This window comes from Streptomyces sp. NPDC057486 (assembly GCF_042802415.1).
GTDB classification, from domain to species: Bacteria; Actinomycetota; Actinomycetes; order Streptomycetales; family Streptomycetaceae; genus Streptomyces; species Streptomyces yanii.
The window spans coordinates 36490-62491 of the sequence record NZ_JBHVEE010000049.1; the positions used below are offsets into that span (position 1 = coordinate 36490).

The following is a 26002-nucleotide window of genomic DNA, read 5'->3' on the forward strand; positions in this document are numbered from 1 at the left end:
TGGCAGGGAAGCGCCGATTCCGGTATTCGCCCTGATCGCAAGGCAACGGAAGGTGTCCACGGAGCATGCGGCAGCCGACGTTCACCTTGCGAGACGGTAACGGAGAGTGCAACCATCGCTGTGTCTCCCAGCCCTCGCAAGGTAGGTCGTCTGTGTCTGCTCAGCACATAGCTAAAGCCCGAACCACAGCAGTCGTGCTCGCCGGCGGTACCGGCCAGCGCGTGGGGCTGTCGATCCCCAAGCAGCTGCTGAAGATCGCAGGCAAGGCTGTCATCGAGCACACGCTGTCGATCTTCCAGCAGGCCGATTCCATCGACGACATCATCGTTCTGATGGCGCCGGGCTATGTGCCCGACGTCGAGAAGATCATCGCCAAGGCCGGCCTGACCAAGGTCACCAAGGTGATCGAGGGAGGCGCCACGCGCAACGAGACCACCGAGCGCGCCATCGCGGCCCTCGGTGAGGGCCTGGCCGAGGGCGAGGACCGCAATGTCCTCTTCCACGACGCCGTGCGCCCCCTGCTGTCGCAGCGCGTCATCCAGGACTGCGTGGACGCCCTGGACCGCTACCAGGCCGTCGACGTCGCCATCCCGTCCGCGGACACGATCATCGTGACCCGCACCCACGGCGGTGACGGCGAGTTCATCACCGACGTGCCCGACCGGTCCCGGCTCCGCCGTGGCCAGACGCCGCAGGCCTTCAAGCTCTCCACGATCCGCCGCGCCTACGAGGTCGCCGCGGGCGACCCGAACTTCCAGGCCACCGACGACTGCTCGGTCGTGCTGAAGTACCTCCCCGACGTGCCGATCTACGTCGTGGCGGGCGACGAGTACAACATGAAGGTCACCCAGCCGGTCGATGTCTTCATCGCGGACAAGCTCTTCCAGCTGGCCTCGACGGCCGTCCCGCAGCCGGCCGACGACGCCGCCTACCGCGAACTGCTCACCGGCAAGACCCTGGTCGTCTTCGGCGGCTCGTACGGGATCGGCGCGGACATCGCGACGCTCGCCGAGTCCTACGGCGCCAACGTCTATGCCCTGGGCCGCTCCACCACCGGTACGCACGTGGAGAACCCCGAGCACGTCGACGAGGCTCTCTCCAAGGCCTACGCGGACACCGGCCGCGTCGACTACGTGATCAACACCGCGGGCGTGCTGCGCATCGGCAAGCTGGCCGAGACGGACAACGCAACCATCCAGGAAGCGCTGAACGTCAACTACCTGGCGCCCGTGCAGATCGCCCGCGCCTCGTACAAGTACCTCGTGGAGACCAAGGGTCAGCTGCTGCTCTACACCTCCAGCAGCTACACCCGCGGACGCGCGGAGTACAGCCTCTATTCGTCGACCAAGGCCGCCATGGTCAACCTGACCCAGGCGCTCTCGGACGAGTGGGCGGGTGACGGAGTGCGGGTGAACTGCGTGAACCCCGAGCGCACCGCGACCCCGATGCGCACCAAGGCGTTCGGCGACGAGCCCGCGGGCACGCTGCTCTCCTCCGAGGCGGTCGCCCGCACCTCGCTCGACGTCCTGCTCTCCGAGATGACCGGCCACGTCATCGACGTACGTCAGCAGGACCCGACCCGTGGTGCATCCGAGGCATCCGGCTTCGAACAGGCGCTTGCCGCTGTCCTGGATCGGCAGGCGGATGTGTAATACTGCTTGACAATCGACTATTCGGACCCCTGTTGTCGCTCGTGCGAACCGCAGGGGTCCGAATTCGTGAAGGTCTTCTTCACACTTCCCTCGTAAGGTAAAAAGTCGGCACCCTTTTCGGAAGCGGTACTTCGTGATTTCGAAAGCCATTCGCTTGGCTCGTGTGGGCAGCGGTTCGGAGCTGACCGCCGCGCTCCTCATGGCTCTGGGGTTCCCGTGCATAATGCTCGCGGCGATAATCCCCAATCTGTGGTTCTTCGTCGTGGCAGCAGCGGCGACGTACCTGGCGGACCGGTATCTGCACAACTGCGGCAGCTACCTGATCAACCGCTTGGCCGCCGTCCGAGCCGGGCTCTCGATCCGCTTCCTGGTGCGCCAGCTCCTGTTGATCCTGCTGCTCTCCCGCATGGGATACGGCGAGGAGACGCTCTTCTACGTGACGATCGCCTGCCTGCTGGTCTTCTACGGTCTCCAGGCGCCGCAGGGCGCGATGGTCGCCCTCATCCGGCTGCGCCGCAAGCTTCCGGTGGTCACCCTCAACGTCGACCTCGAAGCCGCGCGGATTCCGGACGCCCCGCCGCAGCTGCTGATGAACCGGTCTGCGGAGAAGATGCTGCACCTGGACGTCTTCGCGATGATCGGCGTCCTGGCCGCGATCGAGACCGGCAGGCACGGGCTCGCCTACGTGGGACTCGGGCTCACGCTCGTCGTCGCGGTCGGCTATCTGGCAGCGCTCCTTCCCCATGTCCGGCCGAGCCGCCTCGCGCCGCCCGAGGCCAAGGTGCTCAAGGCCGTGGGCGACTGGCTCGGTGAGTACCAGCCGACGGTGATGCTGTACTTCTCCGGCTCGAAGGAATCGGCCTACCAGGTCAACATGTGGCTGGAAACGATGGCACAGCTCGGTGGCCGGCCTCTCATCCTGCTGCGGGAGCGCACCATGGTCCCGCAGCTGAGCACGACCTCGGTGCCGGTGCTCTGCGTACCCGGTGGCGTGCACCTGATGAACCTGAACCTGTCGTCGGTGCGGGTTGCCCTCTACGCCGCCAACGTCGGCAAGAACATCCACCTGCTGCGGGTGCCGACCATGAAGCACGTCTTCATCGGCCACGGCGACAGCGACAAGCTCGCCAGCGTCAACCCGTACAGCAAGGTCTACGACGAGGTGTGGACCGCGGGCCGGGCCGGCCGCGACCGTTATGCGCTGGCCGACGTCGGCGTACGGGACGAGGACATCGTCGAGGTGGGCCGTCCCCAGCTGGCCTCCATCAAGCCGTGGACCGGCGCGCCGAAGAACCCGATCCCGACCGTGCTGTACGCGCCCACCTGGGAGGGCTGGGACGACAACCCGGGGAACACCTCGCTGCTGCTGGCCGGCGAGAACATCGTCCGGCGGCTGCTGGAGGCCGAGCCGCCGGTGCGGCTGCTGTACAAGCCGCACCCCTTCACCGGCACCCGCAGCCGTGCGGCCAAGGCCGTGCACCAGCGCATCACCGCGATGATCGAGGAGGCCGCCGCCAGGCGTGCCACCGACCCGCGCTGGGCCACGGAATCGGCCACCCTGCAAGGCGAGCGCGCCGCGGCGCAGTCCGAGCTGGCCCGCATCGAGGCGCAGCTGGCCGCGGAGCCGAGCGGCGGCCGTGTGGCCCGGGACGAGGCGGAGCTCTCCCGGGACTCGCTCGCGGACCCGGCGCGCGAGGCCGAGACCGCGAGGCTGAAGGACGAGTGGAACGCCGCGTTCTGGCGCTCGCTGGGCTGGTGGGAGCACAAGGTCATCTCCGGCTCCCAGATGCGTCTGTACGACTGCTTCAACGAGTCGGACGGCATGGTCTCGGACATCTCCAGTGTGGTGTCCGACTTCATCGCGAGCGGCAAGCCGTACGCGGTCACGGACTCCGCCGAGCTGGGCGAGGACGAGTTCCGTCGGCAGAACACCGCGGTGCGTGCCGCAGTGATCCTCTCCAACGCGGCGACCGAGCTGGATGCCCTGCTCGGCGCGGTGGTCGACGAGAGCGCGGACACCCTGGCGGACGCCCGGCGTGAGCTGAAGCGCTATCTGCTCGGCCCGGACGAGCCCACGTCCATCGTGCAGTTCGACGCGGCCGTGACGGCGCTCGCCGCCAAGTCGGAAGCGCGGAACAAGGGTGTGGCGATCAGCCTGAGCGAGCCCGTGAACGGCTGAAAAACGCCGCAACCTATACAGGTTCACCAAGGCCCGGTAAAGACCCTGAGGGGATTTGCCGGGCCTTTGTGATGAGCGTCACTGTTCACGCGTCGAGTGTCGGACAACCAACGGGTCGCGTCGGCTGTCTTCTGTGGGTGTGAACGAGATTCAAATTCCTGACGTGACGGTGATCGTCGGAGCGTATGAGGCAATGCCGTACCTCGTGCGCTGTCTCGAATCCGTGGAGTCCCAGACGATCGGCGCGGACCGGATCGAAATCGTCGCGGTCGACGACGGTTCGACCGATGGCACCGGCGAATACCTGGAGGAATTCGCCGCCCGCTCCGCGGTGCCGACGAGAGTCGTGCGTCAGGCGAACTCCGGCGGCCCGAGCGGCCCGCGCAACGTGGGGCTCGGCATGGCGCGCGGCCGCTATGTCTTCTTCCTCGACGCCGACGACTACTTCGGCGACGAGGCCCTGGAGCGGATGGTCGCCACGGCCGACCGGGCCGGCACCGATGTCGTGCTCGGAAAGGTGATCGGCGTCAACCGGGGAGCGCCCCGGTCGATGTGGAAGGCCACCAAGGACCGGGTCGACGTATACAACTCCAAGGTCATATACACGCTGAGCGCGCAGAAACTCTTCCGGCGGGAATTGCTGGAACGGCTCGCGCTGCGATTCGACGAAGATCTCCGGACCGGCGAGGACGCCCTGTTCACCCTGGAGGCATATCTGCGAGGCGCCGGGATCTCCGTGATCTCCGACTACGTCTGCTATTACCTGGTCGGCCGGGACGACGGAAAGCACGTCACCAAGAGCGGCACCTATGAATGGCGCTTCGATTCCATGCGGGCGATGATGGAGCTCATTCACCGGCTCGAACCCGCAGGTCCGAAGCGTGATTTCCTGATGGTCCGGCCCTTCACGGTCGGCATGCTGCAGCAGTTCGGTCCTCGCGTGCTCAAGGAGTCGCCGGAGGTGCATCGCCACAAGATGGAGCTCGCGGCGCCACTGATGGACGCGTACTGGAACGACGGCGTGGCCGGGCGGATCAAGGTGGCCGAGCGGCTGCGGCTCGCCTGCGTCGCCAAGGGGCGTGCCGACCTGCTCGTCGACCACCTGGAGTTCCTCCGGGCGGAGACCGTTCCGGACGTGATCCGTTCGCGCGGGGGCGACAGGCTCTATCTCGCGTACCCGCACTTCCGTGACCGGTCGGCCGGGCTCCGCGACTCCGTCTTCCAGGTCACCGTGCCCGACTGGCACGGCGGCAAGCGCATCGAGCAGCCCGCGGCCGCGGCTCGCCGGGCGTCGCTCTCCCGGCGGGTGGCGCGCCGTATGCGCAGGGACGTCCGACGCTTGACGTCGCGCCTGAGCACGGGCTGAACGGTCGCTCGACCCGCGGATTTCCCCCGAATCGAAGGTGGATTCTCGGTAAAATCGCCCAGAAGGTCGCGCCGCGCGACAGGACCGACATCTCACCATGAGGACTGGTCACGTGAAGGCTCTCGTACTGTCCGGAGGGGCGGGCACCCGTCTCCGCCCCATCACGCACACCTCGGCCAAACAGCTGGTCCCCGTGGCGAACAAGCCGGTGCTGTTCTACGGCCTGGAAGCGATCGCGGAGGCCGGCATCACCGAGGTCGGCATCATCGTGGGCGACACGGCCGAGGAGATCCGCGAGGCGGTCGGCGACGGTTCCCGGTTCGGCCTCGATGTCACCTACATCCCGCAGGCCGAGCCGCTCGGGCTCGCGCACGCGGTGCTGATCGCCCGCGACTTCCTGGGCGACGACGACTTCGTGATGTACCTCGGTGACAACTTCATCGTCGGCGGGATCGCCGGTCTGGTCGAGGAGTTCCGCGCGGACCGGCCCGAGGCCCAGATCCTGCTGACCCGGGTGCCCAATCCGACCGCGTTCGGCGTCGCCGAACTCGACGGCGACGGCCGGGTGGTGGCCCTGGAGGAGAAGCCGAAGAGGCCCAAGAGCGATCTTGCGCTCGTCGGTGTCTATCTCTTCACACCCGCCGTCCACGAGGCGGTGCGTTCGATCCAGCCTTCCTGGCGCGGCGAGTTGGAGATCACGCACGCCATCCAGTGGCTGATCGACCAGCGACGCGACGTCCGCTCCACCACCATCCGCGGGTACTGGAAGGACACCGGCAATGTCACCGACATGCTGGAGGTCAACCGGACCGTGCTGGAGACCGTCGAGCCGTCCGTCGAGGGCGCCGACGTCGACGACGACAGCGAGATCATCGGCCGGGTCCGGATCGAGGCCGGTGCCAAGGTCACCGGCAGCCGGATCGTCGGCCCCGTGATCATCGGTGCGGGATCGGTGATCAGCGGCGCGTACGTCGGCCCGTTCACCTCGATCGCGCAGAACTGCCGGATCGAGGACAGCGAGATCGAGTACTCCATCGTTCTGCAGGGCGCCTCCATCGCCGGTGTCCGGCGCGTCGAGGCGTCGCTCATCGGCCATGACGTCGAAGTGACCCCCGCCCCCCGATCCCCGTCCGCCCACCGACTCGTGCTCGGCGACCACAGCAAGGTGCAGATCTCCTCATGACGACCAACATCCTGGTGACCGGAGGGGCCGGCTTCATCGGTTCGCACTACGTCCGTACGGTGCTCGGCCCGCAGGGGCCCGGCGATGTCGCCGTCACGGTGCTCGACAAGCTCACCTACGCGGGCAACCCGGCCAATCTCGACGAGGTCCGCGAGCACCCCGGCTTCGCCTTCGTGCAGGGCGACATCTGCGACCCCGAGCTGGTCTCCAAGCTGATGGCCGAGCACGACGAGGTGGTGCACTTCGCCGCCGAGTCGCATGTGGACCGGTCCATCGACGGCGGTGCCGAGTTCGTCCGTACGAATGTGGTGGGCACCCACACCCTGATCCACGCCGCACACCTGGCGGGCATCAGGACCTTCGTGCACATCTCGACCGACGAGGTCTACGGTTCGATCGACGAGGGCTCCTGGCCCGAGACCGACCCGCTGGCGCCCAACTCGCCGTACTCCGCGGCCAAGGCGTCCAGCGATCTGATCGCCCTCTCGTACCACCGCACCCACGGCCTCGACGTGCGGGTGACCCGCTGCTCCAACAACTACGGGCACCACCACTTCCCCGAGAAGGTCATCCCGCTGTTCGTCACCAACCTGCTGGACGGCAGGACGGTCCCGCTGTACGGAGACGGCGCCAACGTCCGCGACTGGCTGCACATCGACGACCACGTCCAGGGCATCGAACTGGTCCGCACGAGGGGCCGGGCCGGCGAGGTGTACAACATCGGCGGCGGCACCGAACTCTCCAACAAGGAACTCACCGGCCTGCTGCTGGACGCCTGCGGCGCCGACTGGGACACCAGCGTCACCTACGTCGAGGACCGCAAGGGCCACGACCGCCGCTACTCCGTCGACTGCACGAAGATCCGCGAGGAGCTCGGCTACGAGCCCCGCAAGGACTTCCGCACGGGACTCGCGGAAACCGTGCAGTGGTACCGCGACAACCGTGCCTGGTGGGAGCCGCTGAAGAGCAGGGCCGCCCTGTGAGCGCCGCCTGGCTGGTGACCGGAGCCGCCGGGATGCTCGGCCAGGACGTCCTGGCCCGGCTCGTCGGCGAGGGCCTCACCGCGGTCGCCGCCGACCGCGCGGCCATGGACATCACCGACCCCGCCTCGGTGCGGGCGGGCTTCGAGCGGCACCGTCCCGCCGTTGTCGTGAACTGCGCCGCCTGGACCGCCGTCGACGACGCCGAGTCCCAGGAGGACGCGGCGCTGCGGGTCAACGGCACGGGCCCGGAGGTCCTTGCCGCCGCCTGCCGCGCATACGGCACGGTCCTCCTCCAGGTCTCGACCGACTACGTCTTCGCCGGGGACGCCGAGAAGCCTTACCCGGAGGACGCCGCGACCGGCCCGCGCAGCGCCTACGGGCGGACCAAACTGGCGGGGGAGCGTGCCGTCCTGGAGACCCTTCCGGACACCGGTTACGTCGTCCGCACCGCCTGGCTGTACGGCGCGGGCGGCCCCAACTTCGTCCGTACGATGATCAAACTGGAGGGAGTCAAGGACACCCTCGACGTGGTCGACGACCAGCGCGGACAACCCACCTGGACCGCCGACCTGGCAGGCCAGCTGGTCCGGCTCGGGCAGGCCGCCCTGGCAGGGACCGCCCCCGCGGGCGTCTACCACGGCACCAGCGGCGGTGAGACCACCTGGTTCGGCTTCACCCGGGAGATCTTCCGGCTCCTGGGCGCCGACCCGTCGCGCGTCCGCCCCACCACCAGCGACGCCTTCGTCCGGCCTGCGCCCCGGCCCGCGTTCAGCGTGCTCGGGCACGACCGCTGGGCGGCGGCCGGAATGGAACCGGTCCGCGACTGGCGGGAGGCGCTGGTGGAGGCATTTCCGGCACTGCTCCGAACGGAACGCCCCTGATCATCCAATGATCACACCGATAACCGGCAGTCAACTGGCCTCCTGTATTCCGCTCGCGGGAGACCCCAGGTGTTAACAATGGAAGAACGCTTACGCCGCAGTGCATTCATAGGGTAACTTCGCCGGGAATCGGACCAGTTGATTTCTGTCGAAGGGCCGCTCCACGTGAACCGCCATGAGTTTCTGCGTCACATGCACCGTGTCTACCGGCCTCGGAACTATCTGGAGATCGGGGTCAATGACGGCAGGAGCCTGGCCCTTTCGCGGGTGCCATCCGTCGCCGTCGACCCGGCCTTCCGCGTGGTGACGGACATCAGCTGCGACGTCCACCTGGTCAAGGCGACGAGCGACGCCTTCTTCGCCCGCAAGGACCCGCTGATCCATCTGCGCAACGGCCGCAACCCGTTCCGGGCACTCGCCCGCCGGGACCCGCTCAATGTGCTCGGCGGAGATCCCAAGGTGGAACTCTCCTTCATCGACGGCATGCACCTCTTCGAGTACGCGTTGCGCGACTTCATGAACGTCGAACGGCATTCCCGCTGGTCGAGCGTGATCGTTCTCGATGACATGCTGCCGCGCAATGTCGACGAGGCGGCCCGGGACCGGCACACCAAATTCTGGACCGGCGATGTCTACAAGGTGGTGCAGGTGCTGCGCCGTTACCGCCCCGACCTGGTGGTCGTCGAGATCGATACGGCGCCGACCGGAGTGGTCGCCGTGTTCGGTGCCGATCCGGAGAGCGACATTCTGAAGAACGCGTACGACAAGATCATCGAGGAGTATGTCGTACCCGATCCTCAGGACGTGCCCGAAGAGGTACTGGTGCGCAAGACCGCAGTCCGGCCGGAGACGCTGCTCGGGGCCGACTTCTGGCCCGCGCTGACCCGGGCCCGCAATCTGCGCCGTCCCCGCTCGGCGTTCACGTCGCTGCGCGGGCGTATCGAGGCCGTCGCGGGCTGAGTCCGCGCGGACGGAGAAGCCCCCGTGATCCCTCCGGCGAATTCCAGGGGGCTTTCGCTGCGCTGCCGCCCGTTCAGCCCCGGGCGCGCAGCTGCGCGTAGTACGCCCGGCACGCCTCGTACGAAGGAAGCAGGCCCTGCTTCTCGGCCTCGGCCAGCGAAGGGGCGGCGGCGTCCTTCTCCGAGAGCAGTGGGGTGATGCCCTCCGGCCACTCGATCGACAGCTCCGGGTCGAGCGGGTCGATGCCGTGCTCACGACCGGGCGCGTACCCCTCGGAGCACAGATAGAGGACCGTCGCGTCGTCCGTCAGCGCCATGAAGGAGTGTCCGAGCCCCTCGGCGAGGTAGACCGCGTGATGGCCCATGTCGTCGAGGCGTACCGCCTCCCACTGCTTGTACGTGGGGGAGCCGACCCGGATGTCCACGATGACGTCGAGCACCGCGCCGCGCACGCACTTGACGTACTTCGCCTGGCTCGGCGGCACATCGGCGAAGTGGATACCGCGCAGCGTGCCGCGGCGGGAGACCGAGAAATTGGCCTGGGCGAGCTGCAGACCGTGGCCTGCGGCCTCGCTGAGCTCGGAGGCCCTGAACCACTCGTGGAAGCTGCCGCGACTGTCCGGGAAGACCTTGGGCTCGTGCACCCAGGCGCCTTCGAGAGAGAGCTGCCGCATGCGATCACGTCCTTGTTCCGTGCTGGCTGAGGGGATGGTCCGGGACCCCGGATCAGCTGGTGAATCGGGCGGCCAGGCGACGCGCCCGCTTGCGGCCGCCGGGCGGGAGCCTGCGGACGAGCGGGCCGCCGACCGTGCGCAGCGCCCGCCGCAGCGCCGCCCTCCGGCGCTTCGTGCCGACCTCCGCCATGATCGTGGCGTCGACCTCGGGCAGGGCCGGGTCGAGGTGGATCCGGCCGCGGCCGCCGACGGTGACGTCGCAGAGCGGGAGCGCGGGGCCGTCCTCGCCGTCGAGCCGGACGGAGAGCTTCCAGTTGCCCGTCGCGACTCCCCGCGCACGTCCGGGCACCGTCAGATGGGCGCGGCCCTCGGCGGGGTGCAGCGAGGTCCGTACCGTGCGGACGGTGCCGGTTGTCCCGTCGGCCGGGCTCAGGACCAGCTGGGCGCCGGAGACGGCGGTGGCAGTCGTGGTGAAGAGGTCCAGCCGCAGCTCCGGCCGGATGCCCGGCGTCCGCAGCACCGGACGGCCCGCGAGATGGTCGGCCAGCTTCTTGCTGCGGCGGGCGACATCGAGCGTGAGGTTGCCGTGCGGATCGGTGAAGTACGGGATGACAGCGCGCGCCGGGGACCCGAGGGAGGCGGGCAGACAGGCGGCGTCCACGCCTTCGGCACGGTCGGCGCCGAGCCGGGCCTTGCGGACCAGGCCCAGTCCGCGCAGTGGCACCCAGACGTCCCAGAAGCCGCGCGACACCCGCCCGCGGCCCTTGACCGCCTCGGCGGACAGATGGCCGCTGCCGTGCAGGACGACTTCGCAGACGTCGTCTCCGAGCTCTTCCGTCTTCCTGGTGAACGTCGCGGGGCAGGGCCACTCGACGGCCGTCTCGCGATTGCGGAGCGAGAGTTCGGCGGAGAAGCCGTCGAGGTCGTCGGTGATGTCCAGCAGTCCGCCGTCGGCCTGCAGCCCGTCGGCGAGATCGGGGTGCAGGTAATAGCGGCCCTCGCGGCGCAGCAGCCGTACCGGGGCCCGGTCCTCGCCGTGGACCAGCCGGGCGCTGACGGTGATCGCGATCCTGCCGTCCGGCTGCCAGGCGAATGTCTCCAGCTGTGCCGCCGCCGTGACGGACGAGGCGAAGCGCGCGATGCGGAGGAGACCCTGCCGGTCGTCCTCGCGCAGCAGTGTCGACCGCGCCCGCAGGACCGGACCCAGGCCGTCGTGCACTCCGTCGCCCATGAAGTCCGTGGCCAGCGGCCGGATGGCGTCGCACATCTCGTCGTAGAACTCCGGCTGGTAGCGCAGCACCGCCGGCTCGCTGAGCCGGCTGAGCATCTCGACGCGGTAGAAGCGGCGCAGCAGCCGGTCCCGGAATTCTCCCGGCTCCGTATGGGCCATGACGACGTCGAGGACCTCGCGGAGGTTCCCGTAGTAGCCGGACGGCACGATCCTCGTCGATCCGGCGTTCTTGCCGTCGTCCCGCTTCGAGTAGTAGTAGCAGGTGTACGTGCCCAGGATGGAGACGACCTTGGCCGGGAAGTACGCCTGCATCATGTAGAGCTGGTCCTCCAGGCGACGCTTCCCCTCGGGGTAGGCGATGCCGTTCTCACGGAGGAATTCCGTACGAAACATCTTGTGCGGTGTGAGGCTGTCGTACAGCGGGGCGTCGCGCAGGGTGCACTTCTCGCGATTCGTCTTGAACACGCCGTGCGGGACGCCGCGGAAGTTGCTGGCCACCTTGCCGATGACAATGTCCGAGCCGTTGCGTCGGCCCATGTCGTACAGCCGCTCCAGGGCGCCGGAGGCGAGATGGTCGTCCTGGTCCACGAACTGGACGTATTCCCCCTTCGCCTCGGCCACCCCGACGTTGCGGGGCTTTCCCGGCCAGCCGGAATTCGGGATGGTGATCACCCGGAAATGCGGATGCTCCGCGGCCAGCTGCTTGAGGCGGTCAGGAGTGTCGTCCGTCGACCCGTCGTTGACGAAGAGGACTTCGAACTCCCGCGCCGGTAGGGTCTGCCGCAGGAGCGAGTCGATGCAGGGTTCGATGAACCTGCCCGGGTTGTATACCGGAATGACGACACTTACTTTAATTGGCATCGCTACTGTCCCATGGCTGATAGAGGCCCTGTGAGCCGGCGGCGGGTGCGGGGCCGCGCGCTGCGGAGAACGGCGATACAGCACCGCCTGCTGTGCACCCTATCGACTGTTAGATGGACGGCGTGGCCGGATGGTTGCCCAGGGCGGTGGTCAATGATTCGGCCGCCGAAAGGCCCGTACGGATTTGCGAATCATTTGATCTGACCGCTTCCGCTCCGGCGCTCCTCGGGGTAACCGGTCTCCGCTCAATGACCGAAAAGGGAGAGTGGAGTCCGATTATCGGGAACGCCCGTTCGGTCCGCGCCCCATGCGGCTCGCGTACCCTGACGGCGAGCAGGCGGAGCCGACGGCGAGGACGGGGACAGTGCACGTGGCAGGGGCAAGACAGGGCGTGACCGAGGCGCGCAGGATCGTGGTCAAGGTCGGGTCCTCGTCCCTCACCACCGCGGCCGGAGGCCTGGACGCCGACCGGGTCGACGCACTCGTCGATGTGCTCGCCAAGGTCAGGAGCGGCGGCGAGAAGGAGATCGTCCTCGTCTCCTCCGGCGCCATCGCGGCCGGACTCGCCCCGCTCGGCCTGGTGCGCCGGCCCAAGGACCTGGCCAGGCAGCAGGCCGCGGCCAGCGTCGGCCAGGGGCTGCTCGTCGCCCGCTACACCGCCTCCTTCGCGCGGTACGGCGTACGCGTCGGCCAGGTGCTGCTGACCAGCAACGACACGAGCCGCCGCGCCCACTACCGCAACGCGTACCGCACCCTGGACCAGCTCCTGGAGATGGGCGCGCTCCCGGTCGTCAACGAGAACGACACCGTGGCCACCGACGAGATCCGGTTCGGCGACAACGACCGGCTCGCCGCGCTCGTCGCCCACCTCGTCCGCGCCGACCTGCTGGTCCTCCTCTCCGACGTCGACGGCCTCTACGACGGCGACCCCAGCACCCCCGGCACCACACGCATCGCCGAGGTGACGGGCCCCACCGACCTGGAGGGCGTCACCATCGGCAGCGCCGGAAAGGCGGGCGTCGGCACCGGCGGCATGGTCACCAAGGTCGAAGCCGCCCGGATCGCCACGGCCGCCGGGGTGCCGGTCGTGCTGACCTCCGCGAGCCGCGCCGCCGACGCCCTCGCGGGCCGCGACACCGGTACGTACTTCCACCGCACCGGACGCCGCTCGGCCGACCGGTTGCTCTGGCTGGCCCACGCCTCCACCCCGCAGGGATGGCTGACCCTGGACGACGGGGCCGTACGGGCCGTCGTCGAGCGCCACAGCTCGCTCCTGCCGGCCGGGATCGCCGCCGTCGAGGGCGAGTTCACCGCGGGGGACCCGGTGGAACTGCGCGACCTGCGCGGCCGCCCCGTGGCCCGCGGACTCGTCAACTTCGACGCCAAGGAGATTCCGCAGCTGCTCGGGCGCTCCACCCGTGACCTGGCACGCGAGCTCGGGCCGGCGTACGAGCGCGAGGTCGTACACAGGGACGATCTGGTCCTCCTGCACCACTGACCTGCCCCTGAATCGACTGAAAAGTCCGGACTTCCGGCGGAGACCTTCATGAAAACCGCCCCACGCCCGGCCCGGGACTGGTCAACTTTGTAACGGGGACACAGCGGGGTACAGCACAGCAACGCATTGACAGGAGGCCGCCGGTGAGACGAGCGCACCCGGGGGCGCCGCCCCGAGGAACGGGTGGCCGCACCCTGACCAGCGTCGGAGCAGGTGCCGGCTTCGACGGGAACCGGCCCGCGGACAGGGTCGTCGACAGGGCCACCGACGGAACCCCAGGCCCCGAGCCGACGGGAGCGAAGGAGGGACGCACCCAGTCGAAGCTGTGGCACATCACGCTCAGCGTCTCAGGCACCGAGACTCCGCTGAAGGAGGTCAGACGCGGTCTGGAACAGCTCGCGCACGACCACCCCTTCCTGCTGACCAGCCGGTACGCCAACGACCACGCGGAGATCCGCTACTGGGAGGAGGCCCGCGATCTGCACGACGCGGCGGCGGTCGCGCTGCGGCTGTGGGGCGAGCACCGCTCCAGCGCCAAACTGCCGCCCTGGGAGATCGTCGGCCTGGAGGTCATCGACCGGGAGACGTACCACCAGCGGATCGCCGAGGGATACGGGCCGCCGCCGGCCGCACCGGTCGGCGTCCACCCGTACTGAACCGGCCCGTTCTGGGACGGTCGTCTCGCATCACGGGATACGTGAGGGATGCCCGCAGTCTGCGCACTACCCTGCGGGCATGACCACGCTTTCGCCGTACGACAACATGTCCCCGGTCGCCCAGGCCGCCTACCGGGCACGCTCTGCCGCCGCCGACATCGCGCCACTGCCGCGTGCGGCCAAGGACGACGCGCTGCTCGCGATCGCGGACGCGCTGGAAGTGCGGACGAGCGAGATCGTCGAGGCCAACGCCGAGGACGTCGCCCGCGCCCGCGAGGCAGGCACCAGCGAGTCGATCGTCGACCGGCTCACCCTCACCCCCGAGCGGATCCGGGCCATCGCCGCCGATGTGCGACACGTGGCGGCCCTGCCCGACCCGGTCGGCGAAGTGGTGCGCGGCTCGACCCTGCCCAACGGCATCGACCTGCGCCAGGTCCGGGTGCCGCTCGGCGTCGTCGGGATCATCTACGAGGCCCGGCCCAATGTGACGGTGGACGCCGCGGCGCTCTGCCTGAAGTCCGGCAACGCCGTCCTGCTGCGCGGCTCGTCGTCCGCGTACGCCTCCAACACCGCACTCGTCCGCGTGGTGCGCGACGCGGTGGGAGGTTCCGGGCTGCCGGCCGACGCGGTGCAGTTGGTGCCGGGCGAGAGCCGCGACTCGGTGCGTGAACTGATGCGGGCCCGCGGTCTCGTCGACGTACTGATCCCGCGCGGCGGCGCCTCGCTGATCCGTACGGTCGTGGAGGAATCGACGGTTCCGGTCATCGAGACCGGAACAGGCAACTGCCACGTGTACGTGGACGCGCAGACCGACCTCGACATGGCCGTCGAGATCCTGATCAACTCCAAGGCCCAGCGTCCGAGCGTCTGCAACTCCGCCGAGACGCTGCTGGTCCACAAGGACGTCGCCGCGGAGTTCATGCCCCGGGCCCTGGACGCGCTGGCCGACGCAGGGGTGACGGTCCACGGTGACGAGCGGGTCCTGGAGTACGCCGACGGGTCCAAGGCCACCGTCGTGGCGGCGACGCCCGAGGACTGGGAGACCGAGTACCTCTCGTACGACATCGCGGCAGCCGTCGTCGAATCGCTGGACGCGGCGGTGGCACACATCCGGCTCTGGTCCTCGGGCCACACCGAGGCGATCGTCACCACCTCGCAGGCCGCCGCCCGCCGGTTCACCCAACTGGTGGATTCCACGACAGTCGCCGTAAATGCATCCACCCGGTTCACCGACGGAGGGCAGTTCGGTTTCGGTGCGGAAATCGGGATCTCCACGCAGAAGCTGCATGCCAGGGGCCCGATGGGGCTGCCGGAGCTGACCTCGACGAAGTACATCGTGACAGGTGACGGTCACGTTCGGTGATCTCCGGCCCCGGCGATTTTGCGCTCTCCCTGCCCAAATCGACCCGCCGGGGCTACGCTGAAGCTGTGCCGGACGACGTGGGGGGCAGGCCGTTTCCGGACGGCTGGGAGCCCGACGACGACCGCGGGGGCGCGGACGAGGACTTCGCCTCCGTGGTGTTCGACGAGGACTTCGTCCGGGCCGCCGAGTTCCATGAAGCCACCGCGGTGGAGCGGCTGTTGGCCGCTGCCGAGGCGCGCGCCGAGGCCGAGGCGGCCCGAGCCCGCGCAGGCGGCGGCCCCGGCGACGACGATTTCTTCGACGACGGGTACGGCCCGGGCGGCGACTACAGCCGCGGAAGCCCCTACGGCGACCCGATGGACCCCGACGGGCTGGGCGATTACGACAACAGCCCCTACGGGCGCCATGGAGGCGCCCTGCGTCCCTACCGAGGTGCCGCACGCTGGCACCGGCCGGTGGCCTGGCTGCTCGCGCTGCTGATGGGCATCGGTATGGTCGCGCTGGCCTTCAGCGCGGTCTACCGGGGCGCCTCGGCCAACCGGCAGGACCAGGTGCCGCCGCCCGCCTCGACCGGCGTGGACAGCGCGCCCGAGCAGAGGGCCGTGGAGTCCCGAACGGGCGGCGGACCGCTTCCCGGACGTCCGGGCGGCCCCTCGGGCTCCGCGGATCACTCCCGGCCGGCCGTCTCCGCGGTGCCCCGCACTCCATGACCTGAAGATCGCGTACGAACTTGACGCGCACCAGTGCGTTTACGCAGGCCCCCGCCGACCTACTCTGAAGGTATGGCAGGGAGTGGAGGCCCGCCCGAGGGGACACCCGAGGGGCTCCCCGGTGGCGGCGAGGACGAGTACCGATCCGTCGTCTTCGACGAGTCGTTCGTCCGCGCTGCCCGGCTCCAGGAATTCTCCGCCCAGGAGCGCATGGGCGAGCATGCCCGCGCCGTACGCAGCCTCCCCGCCCGGCACCTGCGCACCGGCTCCCGGGCCGTCCTGGCCCTCGTCGTCCTGATAGCCCTGGCCTTCGCCGCGGCCGTCTACATAGGCTTCCGGCACCCGTACCAGGCGCCCGCCGGCCGACGGGCCGAGGCACTGCGTTCGACCGTCATACCCCTGGCGCCCCGCGGCACCGTGCCCGGCGGCACGGCCGCCGCTCTCTTCGCCACCAGCCCCGCCGCAGAGTTCCGGACAGGTGCCTCAGGCATCAACTTCCCGATGGTCCGGCGGACGGACAATTTCTCGGAGAGCCAGGTGATCACCGCCCTGACCACGGCCAAGGACTACCTGGTCGTGTCCTCCCTCGACCCCGACGTCCTCACCGGCCGCGCGATACGGCCGGTGGAGCTCCTGCTCGACCCGGACCAGGTGAGCCAGTTCGACCGGAGCATGAGCCGACCGGACGACGACGGGCAGCACGCCGCGGCCGGCTGGCTGGTGCGGTTCGACCCGGCGAAGGTGGCACTGGCCGACCCGGGCATCCGGGTCCAGGGCACCCTGGCCTACTCGGAGGAGGGGACCGACACCCTGGAGGTGGTGTCGGACCACACCTTCACGTACGCCCTGCGCCCGGCCGTCTCCGGCCCCCAACCGGCAGGTGGCGTCTCCCTGTTCACCGTCCGGCGCGAGCTGCACTTCCGCTTCGACCGGGAGGACCTGCGGCTGCACCGGCTGGAGCTGCGGACCAGCTACGTCCAGGCCGGACCGCAGGCCTGCTCGGCCGACACCACCGGCGCACTGCGTCCGCTGCTCGCCGGCCAGCGGGCGGAATCCCGCGGACCGGCGGGCACCGACCCGTACGCCACGGGCAGGCCCGCTGCGGCGCTCTGCGGGACGCTGGAGCTCAGCGCGCACCCGTCCCGGGCTCCTGTGAGCTCTAGCTCTCCTGGTCTTCCGGCCCCGACCGCCGGGTCTCTTCGGAGCCACCCGTAGCGCCCCCCTTGCCGGCCGAGCCGCCGCCGGTGAACTTGTCGCGGAGCTTGCCGCCCAGGTCCCCGGCGCCACCCGCTATGTCGCCGACGAGCTTCATCAGCGGATCCTTGCTGGTGCGCACCGAATCGGCGTAATGCGAGGCGGACTCCCGGAACGAGTCCGTCACCGAGGTGTCCTTGTCCTCGTCGCGCCGCGGGTAGTGGCCATCCATGATCCGCTGGTAGTCGCGGCTCTCGGACCACTTCTTCAGCTCGGCCGCGCGCACCGTGGTGAACGGGTGGGAGCGGGGCAGCACATTGAGGATCTTGAGCACGGAGTCGCGCAGGTCGCCGCCCTTCTCGTACTCGTCCGCCTGGGCGAGGAAGGCGTCCACGTTCATCTCGTGCAGATGGTTGCCACCGGCGATCTTCATCAGGCCGCGCATCGACGCCTGCAGATCCTGGCCGACCAGCAGTCCCGCCCGGTCCGCGGAGAGCTCCGACTTGCGGAACCACTCGCGCAGCGCCGTCACGATCGCCATGATCGCGACATTGCCGAGCGGGATCCAGGCGACCTTCAGCGCAAGATTGGTGAGGAACAGCAGAATCGTGCGGTACACGGCGTGGCCGGAGAGGGCGTGTCCCACCTCGTGGCCGACGACCGCCCGCATCTCCTCCTCGTCGAGCAGCTCCACCAGCCCCGTCGTCACCACGATGATCGGCTCGTCGAGACCGATGCACATGGCATTGGGCTTCGGGTCCTGGGTGACGTACATCGGCGGGACCTTCTCCAGGTCCAGGATGTAACAGGCGTCGCGGAGCATGTCGTTGAGATGGGCGAACTGGGCGTCGCTCACCCGGACGGAGTCGGAGAGGAAGAGCAGCCGCAGACTGCGCTCGGGGAGCAGTCCGCTGAGCGCCTTGAACACGGTGTCGAAACCGCTCAGTTTGCGCAGGGCCACCAGGGCCGAGCGGTCCGCCGGGTGTTCGTAGGCCCGGGACGAGATGCCGGCGAAACGCCTGCGCTGCCTGCTCGGCACGTTCTCGTGACTCGTGTGGCTGCTGTCGGTCATGGATGGGCCCCCTGTTCGTACGAGACGTCGCTCGCCCCCTGGCACATCCCAGCGTAGGTGCTGGGGCTACGGTGTGCGGGGGGCTGTGGATAACTGAGGAGACGCCCAATATGCCGCACACCGTTGCTCTGCTCGCCGCCGCATCCGAGGACCAGGGCCCGGGCAACACCCTCCGGATCGTGCTGCTCGCGTCGCTCATCGGCGCGGCGCTGCTCGCGTGGTTCCTGCTCCGCGGATACCGCAACGACGACAACAACGACTGAGTCGGCGTGAGCGTGCCGGGAGCACCCGCATACGATGTCCGCGACGTCTTCCTTCCGACTCCCGATCGATAGGTCCTGCCGAAGATGAGCCTCACAAGCACCGCGCACCAGCTGGTCACCCTCGCCTCCGAGGGCGGCGAGGGTGGTAACCACGAAAGCCTCAACCCGTACCTGACCGGTGGCGGTGCGTTCGTCGTGCTGCTGCTCCTGCTGTGGATCACCACCCGCTTCAACCGCGACCGCTGAGGCCGAGGCGTACAGCTGTGCCAGTAGGCTCTGCACGCATGGGAGAGCAGGAAGTGCCTACTGGTGCCGCAAAACGCCGACTCGGCGTGATGGGCGGGACGTTTGACCCGATTCATCATGGACACCTGGTGGCGGCCAGCGAGGTGGCCGCCCGGTTCCACCTCGACGAGGTGGTGTTCGTCCCGACCGGGCAGCCGTGGCAGAAGAGCCACAAGAATGTGTCCCCGGCCGAGGACCGCTATCTGATGACGGTCATCGCGACGGCGTCCAACCCGCAGTTCTCGGTCAGCCGCAGCGACATCGACCGTGGCGGACCGACGTACACGATCGATACGCTCCGGGACCTTCGCGCCATCCACGGCGACGCGGACCTCTTCTTCATCACCGGCGCCGATGCCCTCTCCCAGATCCTCACCTGGCGGGACGCCGAGGAGCTCTTCTCGCTGTCCCACTTCATCGGTGTGACACGGCCGGGGCATGTGCTCACGGACGCGGGGCTGCCGGAAGGCGGTGTCTCCCTCGTGGAGGTCCCCGCGCTCGCGATCTCGTCCACGGACTGCCGTGAGCGGGTCGCGCACGGGGATCCCGTCTGGTACTTGGTGCCGGACGGCGTGGTCCGATACATCGACAAGCGCCAGCTGTACCGCGGCGAATGAGCCACGGAGAGGGGGAGCGGTGAACGACCGACAGAACCCGTACGACCCGTACTACCAGCAGCCGCAGATCGTCGGCTACGACGAGTACGGGCAGCCGGTGTATCAGCAGCCCGGGCAGCACCAGGAACAGCAGCCGCAGCAGTACGACCCGTACGCGCAGCAGCAGGGGCAGCAGGGGTACGGATACGACCCGTACGGCGGGCAGCAGTCTCAACAGCCGCAGCAGTACGACCCGTATGCCTCCCAGCAACAGGGCCATGGCTACGACGGGTACGGCTACGACACCGGTCAGCAGCCGGCCGCGGTCGACACCACGGCGCAGTGGAGCATCCCGCAGCAGGCTCCCGCGCCCGCACCCGAATCCGCCCCGCAGCAGCCGGAACCGCGATCCGGGTTCGACTCCGAGCCCGAGCCCGCCGTTCCGGAGCAGCGCCGCTCGGACCGCGAGTACGGCACCGGGCAGTTCTCCTTCATCGAGGAGCCCGACGAGGACTCCGAAGACGTCATCGACTGGCTGAAGTTCACCGAGAGCCGCAGCGAGCGGCGCGAGGAGGCACGGCGACGCGGCCGCAACCGGATGGTCGCGCTCGTCGTCGTGGTGGCCCTCGTCGTGGTCGGCGGTGTCGGCTACCTCTGGTCCGCGGGCAAAATCCCGGGCCTCGGCGGCTCGGAGGAGAAGAACACCGCGGCGACGGGTCCGCAGCAGCGCGATGTCATCGTGGTCCATTTGCACAACACGAAGAAGGGCGGAACCTCCACGGCGCTGCTCGTCGACAACGTCACCACCAAGCAGGGGACCACGGTCCTTCTCCCCAACTCGCTCGCCGTCGCCGACGACGAGGGCAACACGACCACTCTCGGAAAGTCCGTCGACGACGACGGTTCGACCGGCACCCGCGAGTCGATCGACACGCTGCTCGGCACCAAGATCTCCGGTACGTGGCGCCTGGACACCCCGTACCTGGAGAACCTCGTCGACCTGGTCGGCAACATCGAGGTCGACACCGACACCGATGTGCCCGACACCAAGAAGGACGCGTCCCCCCTCGTGAAGAAGGGCGAGGCGCAGACCCTGAGCGGGCAGATGGCCGTCGCGTACGCCACCTACCGGGGCACCGGTGAGGCCGAGGCGAAGCAGCTGATGCGGTTCGGGCAGGTCATGCGCGGCGTGCTGCGGAAGATCTCGGACGATCCGAAGGCCGCCACCGTCACTGTGCAGACGCTGGCGCAGATCCTCGACCCGTCGTTGCCGGAGAAGGACCTCGGCGCGTCCCTGGCGAAGCTCGCCGAACATGCCAAGATCGGCGACTACAAGACGGCGCTGCTGCCGGTGCAGGCCGACGGAACCCTGACCGACGCGGCCACCGAGAGCGTCGTCAAGGACATCCTCGGCGGCACGGTGAAGGCACCGGACCAGGACGCGGCCGTGCGGGTCGGGGTCAGGAACGGCACCGGGAACGCGGGCGGTACGGAGTCCGCCCGGATCGCACTGGTCAACGGTGGCTATGCCTTCGTCGGCGGCGGCAACACCGGTACCGCGGCTTCGTCCGAGGTCCTCTACCGTGATGCGGCCGACAAGGAGAAGGCGACCCAGGTCGCCAAGACCCTGGGCCTGCCGGTGAGCGCGGTGAAGCGGGGCAAGCCTGCCGCGAACGCGGATGTGTCCGTCGTTCTCGGTCAGGACTACAAGATCAAGTAGTCGGGCTCCATCTCCTGGACGATCTCCAGGAACGATCTTCAAAAGATCGCTGCGTGGGCTGTCGGCGGTCCGTGAGACCCTAGAGGTTGATCTGACCGCCGACGAAAGCCTGCTTGTGACCGCCACGGACCGCTCCATCGAGCTCATCAACGCCGCCGCTCAGGCGGCCGCCGACCGGCTCGCGCACGACATCATTGCGTACGACGTCAGCGACGTGCTGTCGATCACGGACGCCTTCCTGCTGGCCTCGGCCCCCAACGACCGCCAGGTCAAGTCGATCGTCGACGAGATCGAGGAGCGGCTTCAGAAGGAGCTCGGGGTCAAGCCGGTGCGCCGTGAGGGCGACCGCGACGCCCGCTGGATCCTCCTCGACTACGTCGACATCGTGATCCACGTCCAGCACAGCGAGGAGCGCGTCTTCTACGCGCTGGAGCGCCTGTGGAAGGACTGCCCCGAGATTTCGCTGCCCGAGGACGCCGTCAGGACCCGGGGGAAGGCCGAGGAGCACGCCCAGCTCACCGGCGGCGTGGAAGGTGACCAGAGCTGAACGGCAGCAGCAGCGGCAGGGGCCGCAGGATCGTCCTTTGGCGACACGGCCAGACGGCGTGGAACCTGGAGCGCCGATTCCAGGGCTCCATGGACATCGAGCTCACCGAGACCGGCGTCGGGCAGGCCCACCGGGCCGCCCGGCTGCTCGCCTCGCTGAAGCCCGATGCCATCGTCGCCTCGGATCTGCGGCGGGCGGCCGCCACGGCCGCCGAACTCGCCGCGATCACCGGGCTCGACATCACCCATGACGCGGGACTGCGCGAGACGTACGCGGGTGCCTGGCAGGGCCTCACCCACGAAGAGATCGTCGAGCGGTACGGCGAGCAGTACGCCGCGTGGAAGCGGGGCGAGCCCGTGCGGCGCGGCGGCGGCGAACTCGAGACCGAGGTCGCCGACCGGGCTGCCCCCGTCGTGCTCGAGCACGCCGCCAAGCTGCCCGACGGCGGCACGCTCGTCGTGGTCAGCCACGGCGGCACCATCCGCACCACCATCGGGCGGCTGCTCGGCCTGGAGGCGCGCCACTGGGAAGGGCTGGGCGGGCTCTCCAACTGCTGCTGGTCGGTGCTGGGCGAGGGCGCGCGTGGCTGGCGCCTGCTGGAGCACAACGCAGGCACCCTGCCCGAACCCGTGCTCGGCGACGACACCTAGGACGTCTCTCCGGGGCGCCTCACGGCGGTGCTCGGAGGCCCTCGCCGGGCGGCGTCGGCCGGATTTCACTTTCTGGCTGGTCACAGGCTAAAGTTCTTCTTGTTCGCAGCGCGGAAACGCAGAGAAACACAAGCGAACAGCGGGGCTATAGCTCAGTTGGTAGAGCGCCTGCATGGCATGCAGGAGGTCAGGAGTTCAATTCTCCTTAGCTCCACAATCAAGATCCCGTCCCCGGCAGGGGGCGGGATCTTCGCGTTCCCCCCAGGCGTTCCAGGATCCGTCTGTGTTCCCGCATGCGTGCCGCCACTCACCCTTGGCGGCGTCGGCGCAGCGCCGCGACCTGCTCCGCGCTCTCCTCGTCGGCGGGTGTGTACACCACGATCCGGCACTCCGGAAGCCCGTTGATGGACAGTGACACCGACGTCATCCGTATCTCGCGCTCCGTTGCCCAGTGACGGAACGTCTTCACCCGCGGACCCGGCGGGGCGACATCCCCGCTCCGCCAGAGCTCGGCGAAGTACGGACTGGCCGCGGAGAGTCGCTCCACCAACGACTCCCAGGCCGGCTCGCCGGTATGGCGCCCGTAGGCCCCGCGCAGCGTCGCCACCATGATCGGCAGCTCCTGGGTCCGGTGCACGACCGGGCACTCCTCCTCGGCCACCGTGAACAGCCCCCACAGCACGTTCCGTATCCCCGACTCCGTCAGCGCGGGCACGTTGAACAGGTCGAGGTAGGCGGCGTTGGTGGCGAGGACGTCGTACCTCGTGTTGTAGACGACAGCGGGATGCGGGTCGAGGGCGTCGATGATGCCCTGGATCTCCGGCCCGACCTCGATCGTGTCGGCCTGCCTGCCCGGTGCGTACGCCACCTCCGCCAGCTGATAGAGGTGTTCGCGCTCGGGGCCGTCCAGTCGGAGCGTCCGCGCCACGGCGTCCAGGACCTGTGGTGAGGCATTGATGGGGCGGCCCTGCTCCAGCCACGTGTACCAGGTGACACCGACCCCGGAGAGCTGGGCGACCTCCTCGCGGCGCAGGCCCGGAGTGCGGCGGCGCAGGCCCGGCGGCATGCCCACGTCGGCGGGCGTCACCCGTGCCCGGCGACTGCGCAGGAAGGCGGCGAGCTCCGACCGCCGACGACGGGACTGATGTCGGCGCCGGTCAGGCCGGTTCGGGGCCGGATTTCGCTCGTGGTCCTGCGTGTTCTGCGTGTCGTGCTGTGTCGTCACCGTCGTCACACCCCCATGGTCGGTGCCCCGCAGCGGAGTTGCCAGGTGCTGCCAGTACCAGCATCGGCGGGCTCTCGTTACCCGTATGAGGCCGGCGGCACGCTTCGAGTCATGACATCGACATCCGAGGCAACTCCACGTTCCGTACCCAGTAAAGACGGCACCACCGACAACGGCGTCACGGCCGGACGTCCCGGCCGGCTGCTCGCCCTGGTCCTGGCCGCCCAGTTCATGGCCCTGCTCGACACCTTCATCGTCAATGTCGCCGCCCCGACGATCCGCACCGAACTCGGCGCCTCCGGTGCCGGGTTGCAGCTCGTCGTGGCCGGTTACACCATTACGTACGCCGTTCTGCTGATCACCGGCGCGAGGCTCGGGGACCTGCTCGGCCACGGCCGCGCCCATCTGGCCGGGCTCACGGTCTTCACCGCCGCCTCACTCGCCTGCGGACTGGCCGCGGACACCGGACAGTTGATCGCCTTCCGGCTGATCCAGGGGATGGGTGCCGCGGTGATGATTCCGCAGGTGCTCAGCCTGATCCAGCGGCACTTCACCGGTGCGGCGCGGATCCGGGCTCTGGGCGCCTACAGTGCGGTGCTCGCCACCGGCGCGGCCGCCGGGCAGGTCGTGGGCGGGGTGCTGGTCAGCGCCGACCTGTTCGGGGCGGGTTGGCGACCGGTCTTCCTGGTGAACGTACCGATCGGGCTGGTTCTGCTGGGGCTCGGCCGACGCGTGCTGCCACGCGAACCGCGTGCGGGGCAGGCCAGGGAGGAGGTGCGGGCCCGCGGGCTCGACCTGCCGGGCCTGGTCCTTCTCACCGCCGCCGTCACACTGTTCGCCGTGCCCCTCGTCCTCGGGCAGGAGTTGGACTGGCCGGCCTGGTCCTGGGTCTGCCTGCTCGCCTCCGTCGTGTTCTTCGCCGGGTTCGTCGCGTACGAGACGCGGCTGGCCGCGGGCGGCGGCGCACCCCTGATCGCCCTCAGGGTGCTGCGTATTCCCCAAATCGCGTCGGCGGCGCTGCGGATTCTGCTGGTGATGGCGATCAACGCGGGCTTCCTCTTTGCGATGACGCTGCACGTCCAGGGCGGTCTCGGCTACTCGGCGCTGCGTGCCGGGCTGATGTTCGCACCGACCGCGGTGGCCTTCGGCGCGGTCGGGCTGACCTGGCGCCGGTGGCCCACAGGTCTCCAAAGGGTCCTGGTTCCGGGCGGGTTCGTCCTGGTGGCCGCCGCCTCGGTGGGGGTCGGGCTGGTGATGCGCGACGGCGGGGACGGTGGATTCATGCTGTATGCGGCTTTGATCGTCATGGGGATCGGCATGTCACTGGGATTCAGTCCCCTCCTCACGCATGCGCTGGCCGACGTGCGGCCCGAGGACGCCGCCGACGCGAGTGGTGTGCTGGTGACCGTCACCCAGCTGGGTCAGCTCATCGGTGTCGCGACGTTCGGCACGCTGTACGTCAACCGCCTTGATGCGCCAGGGGCGCACGGGTTCGGCCATGCGCTGTGGGTGTGCGCCCTCGCGCTGTCGGCGGCCGCGATCGTGGGCGTGTCGGTCGGTCTCGTGAGGCGTCGGCAACGGGTCGATTCTCGGCAGGGCTGACCCCCTTGCGGGGTCATGGCAGAATCGGACCGCCGGAGGGGGCGACGGACCGAACGGGAGGGAGCGCGATGCCTGCGAGCCGCCACGAGGTCGCGGACCTGCCCCTTGTTCCCGGAGTCCCCGAAGAGAACGGCGGAACCTCCCGCATGTGCACAGCCCGCGGCCACGGCCGGAGCTGATCCATGGGTGCACACAGGCGGAAGTGCGACTGGTGCGGCAGCGGTACGCCCATTGTCCGGGACATGGATCCGATCAATGCCGAGTACCAGTACTGGTGCGAGGAGTGTGCGCGGGCGCTGATCATAAAAGGCGACCCGATCGAGACGTACCGGGAGCTGGAGGGGGAGCCGATCTACGGACGGCTGCTGGAGGAGCACTGCACCCTGAAGCGCTTCTACTCCTTCGCGACCGCCTGAGCGCCGCGGCACACAACCTTGCCGAATTGGGGCAAATCGGTTCCTGTGGGAATCGATTTGGTGGTGGGCCGGGGTGACCGTGTAATGTTCTCGATGTCGCCAGGGAGACCGGGCGGAACACAGCACGGGGCTATAGCTCAGTTGGTAGAGCGCCTGCATGGCATGCAGGAGGTCAGGAGTTCAATTCTCCTTAGCTCCACAGGGAAGTAACAGGAAGCGGGTCATCCGAATCGGAT

The 26002-nt window shown here is 69.0% G+C and carries 24 protein-coding genes and 2 tRNA genes; 22 read left to right on the plus strand and 4 right to left on the minus strand.

Going from position 1 to position 26002, the window contains the following annotated elements; genetic code table 11:
- The first annotated feature begins 152 nt into the window (after positions 1-152).
- The 7 genes from ACFU6I_RS23020 to ACFU6I_RS23050 all read left to right on the plus strand — a co-directional run bounded on the left by ACFU6I_RS23020 (position 153) and on the right by ACFU6I_RS23050 (position 9204).
- The gene (locus ACFU6I_RS23020; RefSeq protein ID WP_384369787.1) at positions 153-1652 is read left to right on the plus strand and encodes a D-ribitol-5-phosphate cytidylyltransferase; all 1500 of its coding nucleotides are present in this window, start codon (positions 153-155) and stop codon (positions 1650-1652) included.
- Positions 1653-1785: 133 nt separating this feature from the next.
- A complete protein-coding gene (locus tag ACFU6I_RS23025; protein WP_384369790.1) occupies positions 1786-3831 on the plus strand; it encodes a hypothetical protein in 2046 nt (681 codons plus the stop codon).
- A gap of 139 nt (positions 3832-3970) precedes the next feature.
- Complete coding sequence (locus tag ACFU6I_RS23030) at positions 3971-5197, plus strand: glycosyltransferase family 2 protein (RefSeq protein WP_384369793.1); 1227 nt, start codon at positions 3971-3973, stop codon at positions 5195-5197.
- A 112-nt stretch (positions 5198-5309) separates the two neighbouring features.
- Positions 5310-6380 (plus strand): glucose-1-phosphate thymidylyltransferase, encoded by a 1071-nt coding sequence (locus ACFU6I_RS23035; RefSeq protein ID WP_266985732.1) that lies wholly within the window; start codon positions 5310-5312, stop codon positions 6378-6380.
- Positions 6377-7363 (plus strand): dTDP-glucose 4,6-dehydratase, encoded by a 987-nt coding sequence (gene rfbB / locus ACFU6I_RS23040; protein WP_384369796.1) that lies wholly within the window; start codon positions 6377-6379, stop codon positions 7361-7363. Before ACFU6I_RS23035 ends, rfbB begins: the two co-directional genes overlap by 4 nt.
- Entirely contained in the window at positions 7360-8244 is an 885-nt protein-coding gene (rfbD, locus tag ACFU6I_RS23045; RefSeq protein WP_384369799.1) for a dTDP-4-dehydrorhamnose reductase, read from the plus strand. Before rfbB ends, rfbD begins: the two co-directional genes overlap by 4 nt.
- Before the next feature lie 165 nt (positions 8245-8409).
- Positions 8410-9204 carry a class I SAM-dependent methyltransferase gene (locus ACFU6I_RS23050; protein ID WP_384369802.1) on the plus strand — a complete coding sequence of 265 codons (795 nt, stop codon included), beginning with the start codon at positions 8410-8412 and terminating at the stop codon, positions 9202-9204.
- Positions 9205-9277: 73 nt separating this feature from the next.
- Here ACFU6I_RS23050 and ACFU6I_RS23055 read toward each other — a convergent pair whose 3' ends face one another.
- Together ACFU6I_RS23055 and ACFU6I_RS23060 are read right to left on the minus strand one after the other, a co-directional pair.
- Complete coding sequence (locus ACFU6I_RS23055; RefSeq protein WP_384369805.1) at positions 9278-9877, minus strand: dTDP-4-dehydrorhamnose 3,5-epimerase family protein; 600 nt, start codon at positions 9875-9877, stop codon at positions 9278-9280.
- Positions 9878-9929: 52 nt separating this feature from the next.
- Complete coding sequence (locus tag ACFU6I_RS23060) at positions 9930-11969, minus strand: glycosyltransferase family 2 protein (protein ID WP_384369808.1); 2040 nt, start codon at positions 11967-11969, stop codon at positions 9930-9932.
- 391 nt (positions 11970-12360) lie between these two features.
- Here ACFU6I_RS23060 and proB point away from each other — a divergent pair, with 391 nt between their 5' ends.
- The 5 genes from proB to ACFU6I_RS23085 all read left to right on the plus strand — a co-directional run bounded on the left by proB (position 12361) and on the right by ACFU6I_RS23085 (position 17411).
- Entirely contained in the window at positions 12361-13467 is a 1107-nt protein-coding gene (gene proB / locus ACFU6I_RS23065) for a glutamate 5-kinase (protein WP_384369837.1), read from the plus strand.
- Between the two features lie 143 nt (positions 13468-13610).
- Positions 13611-14123 (plus strand): hypothetical protein, encoded by a 513-nt coding sequence (locus tag ACFU6I_RS23070; RefSeq protein ID WP_384369811.1) that lies wholly within the window; start codon positions 13611-13613, stop codon positions 14121-14123.
- Positions 14124-14202: 79 nt separating this feature from the next.
- Positions 14203-15486 (plus strand): glutamate-5-semialdehyde dehydrogenase, encoded by a 1284-nt coding sequence (locus ACFU6I_RS23075; protein ID WP_384369814.1) that lies wholly within the window; start codon positions 14203-14205, stop codon positions 15484-15486.
- 65 nt (positions 15487-15551) lie between these two features.
- Complete coding sequence (locus ACFU6I_RS23080) at positions 15552-16196, plus strand: hypothetical protein (RefSeq protein ID WP_384369817.1); 645 nt, start codon at positions 15552-15554, stop codon at positions 16194-16196.
- A 72-nt stretch (positions 16197-16268) separates the two neighbouring features.
- Positions 16269-17411, plus strand: coding sequence for a hypothetical protein (locus ACFU6I_RS23085; protein ID WP_384369820.1), 1143 nt, complete (start codon positions 16269-16271; stop codon positions 17409-17411).
- Here ACFU6I_RS23085 and ACFU6I_RS23090 read toward each other — a convergent pair.
- Positions 17356-18462, minus strand: a complete 1107-nt coding sequence (locus tag ACFU6I_RS23090) for a M48 family metallopeptidase (protein ID WP_384369823.1) — start codon at positions 18460-18462, stop codon at positions 17356-17358. The two genes, ACFU6I_RS23085 and ACFU6I_RS23090, sit on opposite strands and share 56 nt — an antisense overlap.
- A gap of 110 nt (positions 18463-18572) precedes the next feature.
- Between ACFU6I_RS23090 and ACFU6I_RS23095 the strand changes: the two genes are divergently transcribed.
- The 7 genes from ACFU6I_RS23095 to ACFU6I_RS23125 all read left to right on the plus strand — a co-directional run bounded on the left by ACFU6I_RS23095 (position 18573) and on the right by ACFU6I_RS23125 (position 22737).
- On the plus strand, positions 18573-18725 hold the full coding sequence (locus ACFU6I_RS23095; RefSeq protein WP_266985753.1) for a hypothetical protein: 153 nt from the start codon (positions 18573-18575) through the stop codon (positions 18723-18725).
- Positions 18726-18809: 84 nt separating this feature from the next.
- Positions 18810-18971, plus strand: a complete 162-nt coding sequence (locus ACFU6I_RS23100; RefSeq protein WP_266985755.1) for a hypothetical protein — start codon at positions 18810-18812, stop codon at positions 18969-18971.
- 38 nt (positions 18972-19009) lie between these two features.
- Positions 19010-19627 (plus strand): nicotinate-nucleotide adenylyltransferase, encoded by a 618-nt coding sequence (nadD, locus tag ACFU6I_RS23105; RefSeq protein ID WP_266985757.1) that lies wholly within the window; start codon positions 19010-19012, stop codon positions 19625-19627.
- Positions 19628-19646: 19 nt separating this feature from the next.
- The gene (locus ACFU6I_RS23110; protein ID WP_384369826.1) at positions 19647-21326 is read left to right on the plus strand and encodes an LCP family protein; all 1680 of its coding nucleotides are present in this window, start codon (positions 19647-19649) and stop codon (positions 21324-21326) included.
- A 115-nt stretch (positions 21327-21441) separates the two neighbouring features.
- Positions 21442-21873, plus strand: coding sequence for a ribosome silencing factor (gene rsfS / locus ACFU6I_RS23115; RefSeq protein ID WP_384369829.1), 432 nt, complete (start codon positions 21442-21444; stop codon positions 21871-21873).
- Positions 21870-22523 carry a histidine phosphatase family protein gene (locus ACFU6I_RS23120; RefSeq protein ID WP_384369840.1) on the plus strand — a complete coding sequence of 218 codons (654 nt, stop codon included), beginning with the start codon at positions 21870-21872 and terminating at the stop codon, positions 22521-22523. Before rsfS ends, ACFU6I_RS23120 begins: the two co-directional genes overlap by 4 nt.
- Positions 22524-22664: 141 nt before the next feature.
- A tRNA-Ala gene (locus ACFU6I_RS23125) sits at positions 22665-22737 on the plus strand.
- Positions 22738-22830: 93 nt separating this feature from the next.
- Here ACFU6I_RS23125 and ACFU6I_RS23130 read toward each other — a convergent pair.
- Positions 22831-23631 carry a helix-turn-helix transcriptional regulator gene (locus tag ACFU6I_RS23130; RefSeq protein ID WP_384369843.1) on the minus strand — a complete coding sequence of 267 codons (801 nt, stop codon included), beginning with the start codon at positions 23629-23631 and terminating at the stop codon, positions 22831-22833.
- A 228-nt stretch (positions 23632-23859) separates the two neighbouring features.
- Between ACFU6I_RS23130 and ACFU6I_RS23135 the strand changes: the two genes are divergently transcribed.
- The 3 genes from ACFU6I_RS23135 to ACFU6I_RS23145 all read left to right on the plus strand — a co-directional run bounded on the left by ACFU6I_RS23135 (position 23860) and on the right by ACFU6I_RS23145 (position 25965).
- A complete protein-coding gene (locus ACFU6I_RS23135; RefSeq protein ID WP_384369832.1) occupies positions 23860-25350 on the plus strand; it encodes an MFS transporter in 1491 nt (496 codons plus the stop codon).
- Positions 25351-25532: 182 nt separating this feature from the next.
- A complete protein-coding gene (locus ACFU6I_RS23140) occupies positions 25533-25766 on the plus strand; it encodes a hypothetical protein (protein ID WP_018487125.1) in 234 nt (77 codons plus the stop codon).
- A gap of 126 nt (positions 25767-25892) precedes the next feature.
- Positions 25893-25965, plus strand: a tRNA-Ala gene (locus tag ACFU6I_RS23145).
- The last annotated feature ends 37 nt before the right edge of the window (positions 25966-26002 follow it).

Bases quoted from the DNA above. Each gene is read 5' to 3' on its own strand.
- rfbB (WP_384369796.1), top strand. From the start codon at position 6,377: ATGACGACCAACATCCTGGTGACCGGAGGGGCCGGCTTCATCGGTTCG.
- ACFU6I_RS23055 (WP_384369805.1), bottom strand. From the start codon at position 9,877: ATGCGGCAGCTCTCTCTCGAAGGCGCCTGGGTGCACGAGCCCAAGGTC.
- ACFU6I_RS23060 (WP_384369808.1), bottom strand. From the start codon at position 11,969: ATGCCAATTAAAGTAAGTGTCGTCATTCCGGTATACAACCCGGGCAGG.
- ACFU6I_RS23075 (WP_384369814.1), top strand. From the start codon at position 14,203: ATGACCACGCTTTCGCCGTACGACAACATGTCCCCGGTCGCCCAGGCC.
- ACFU6I_RS23085 (WP_384369820.1), top strand. From the start codon at position 16,269: ATGGCAGGGAGTGGAGGCCCGCCCGAGGGGACACCCGAGGGGCTCCCC.
- ACFU6I_RS23090 (WP_384369823.1), bottom strand. From the start codon at position 18,462: ATGACCGACAGCAGCCACACGAGTCACGAGAACGTGCCGAGCAGGCAG.
- ACFU6I_RS23095 (WP_266985753.1), top strand. From the start codon at position 18,573: ATGCCGCACACCGTTGCTCTGCTCGCCGCCGCATCCGAGGACCAGGGC.
- ACFU6I_RS23100 (WP_266985755.1), top strand. From the start codon at position 18,810: ATGAGCCTCACAAGCACCGCGCACCAGCTGGTCACCCTCGCCTCCGAG.
- nadD (WP_266985757.1), top strand. From the start codon at position 19,010: ATGGGAGAGCAGGAAGTGCCTACTGGTGCCGCAAAACGCCGACTCGGC.
- ACFU6I_RS23135 (WP_384369832.1), top strand. From the start codon at position 23,860: ATGACATCGACATCCGAGGCAACTCCACGTTCCGTACCCAGTAAAGAC.
- ACFU6I_RS23140 (WP_018487125.1), top strand. From the start codon at position 25,533: ATGGGTGCACACAGGCGGAAGTGCGACTGGTGCGGCAGCGGTACGCCC.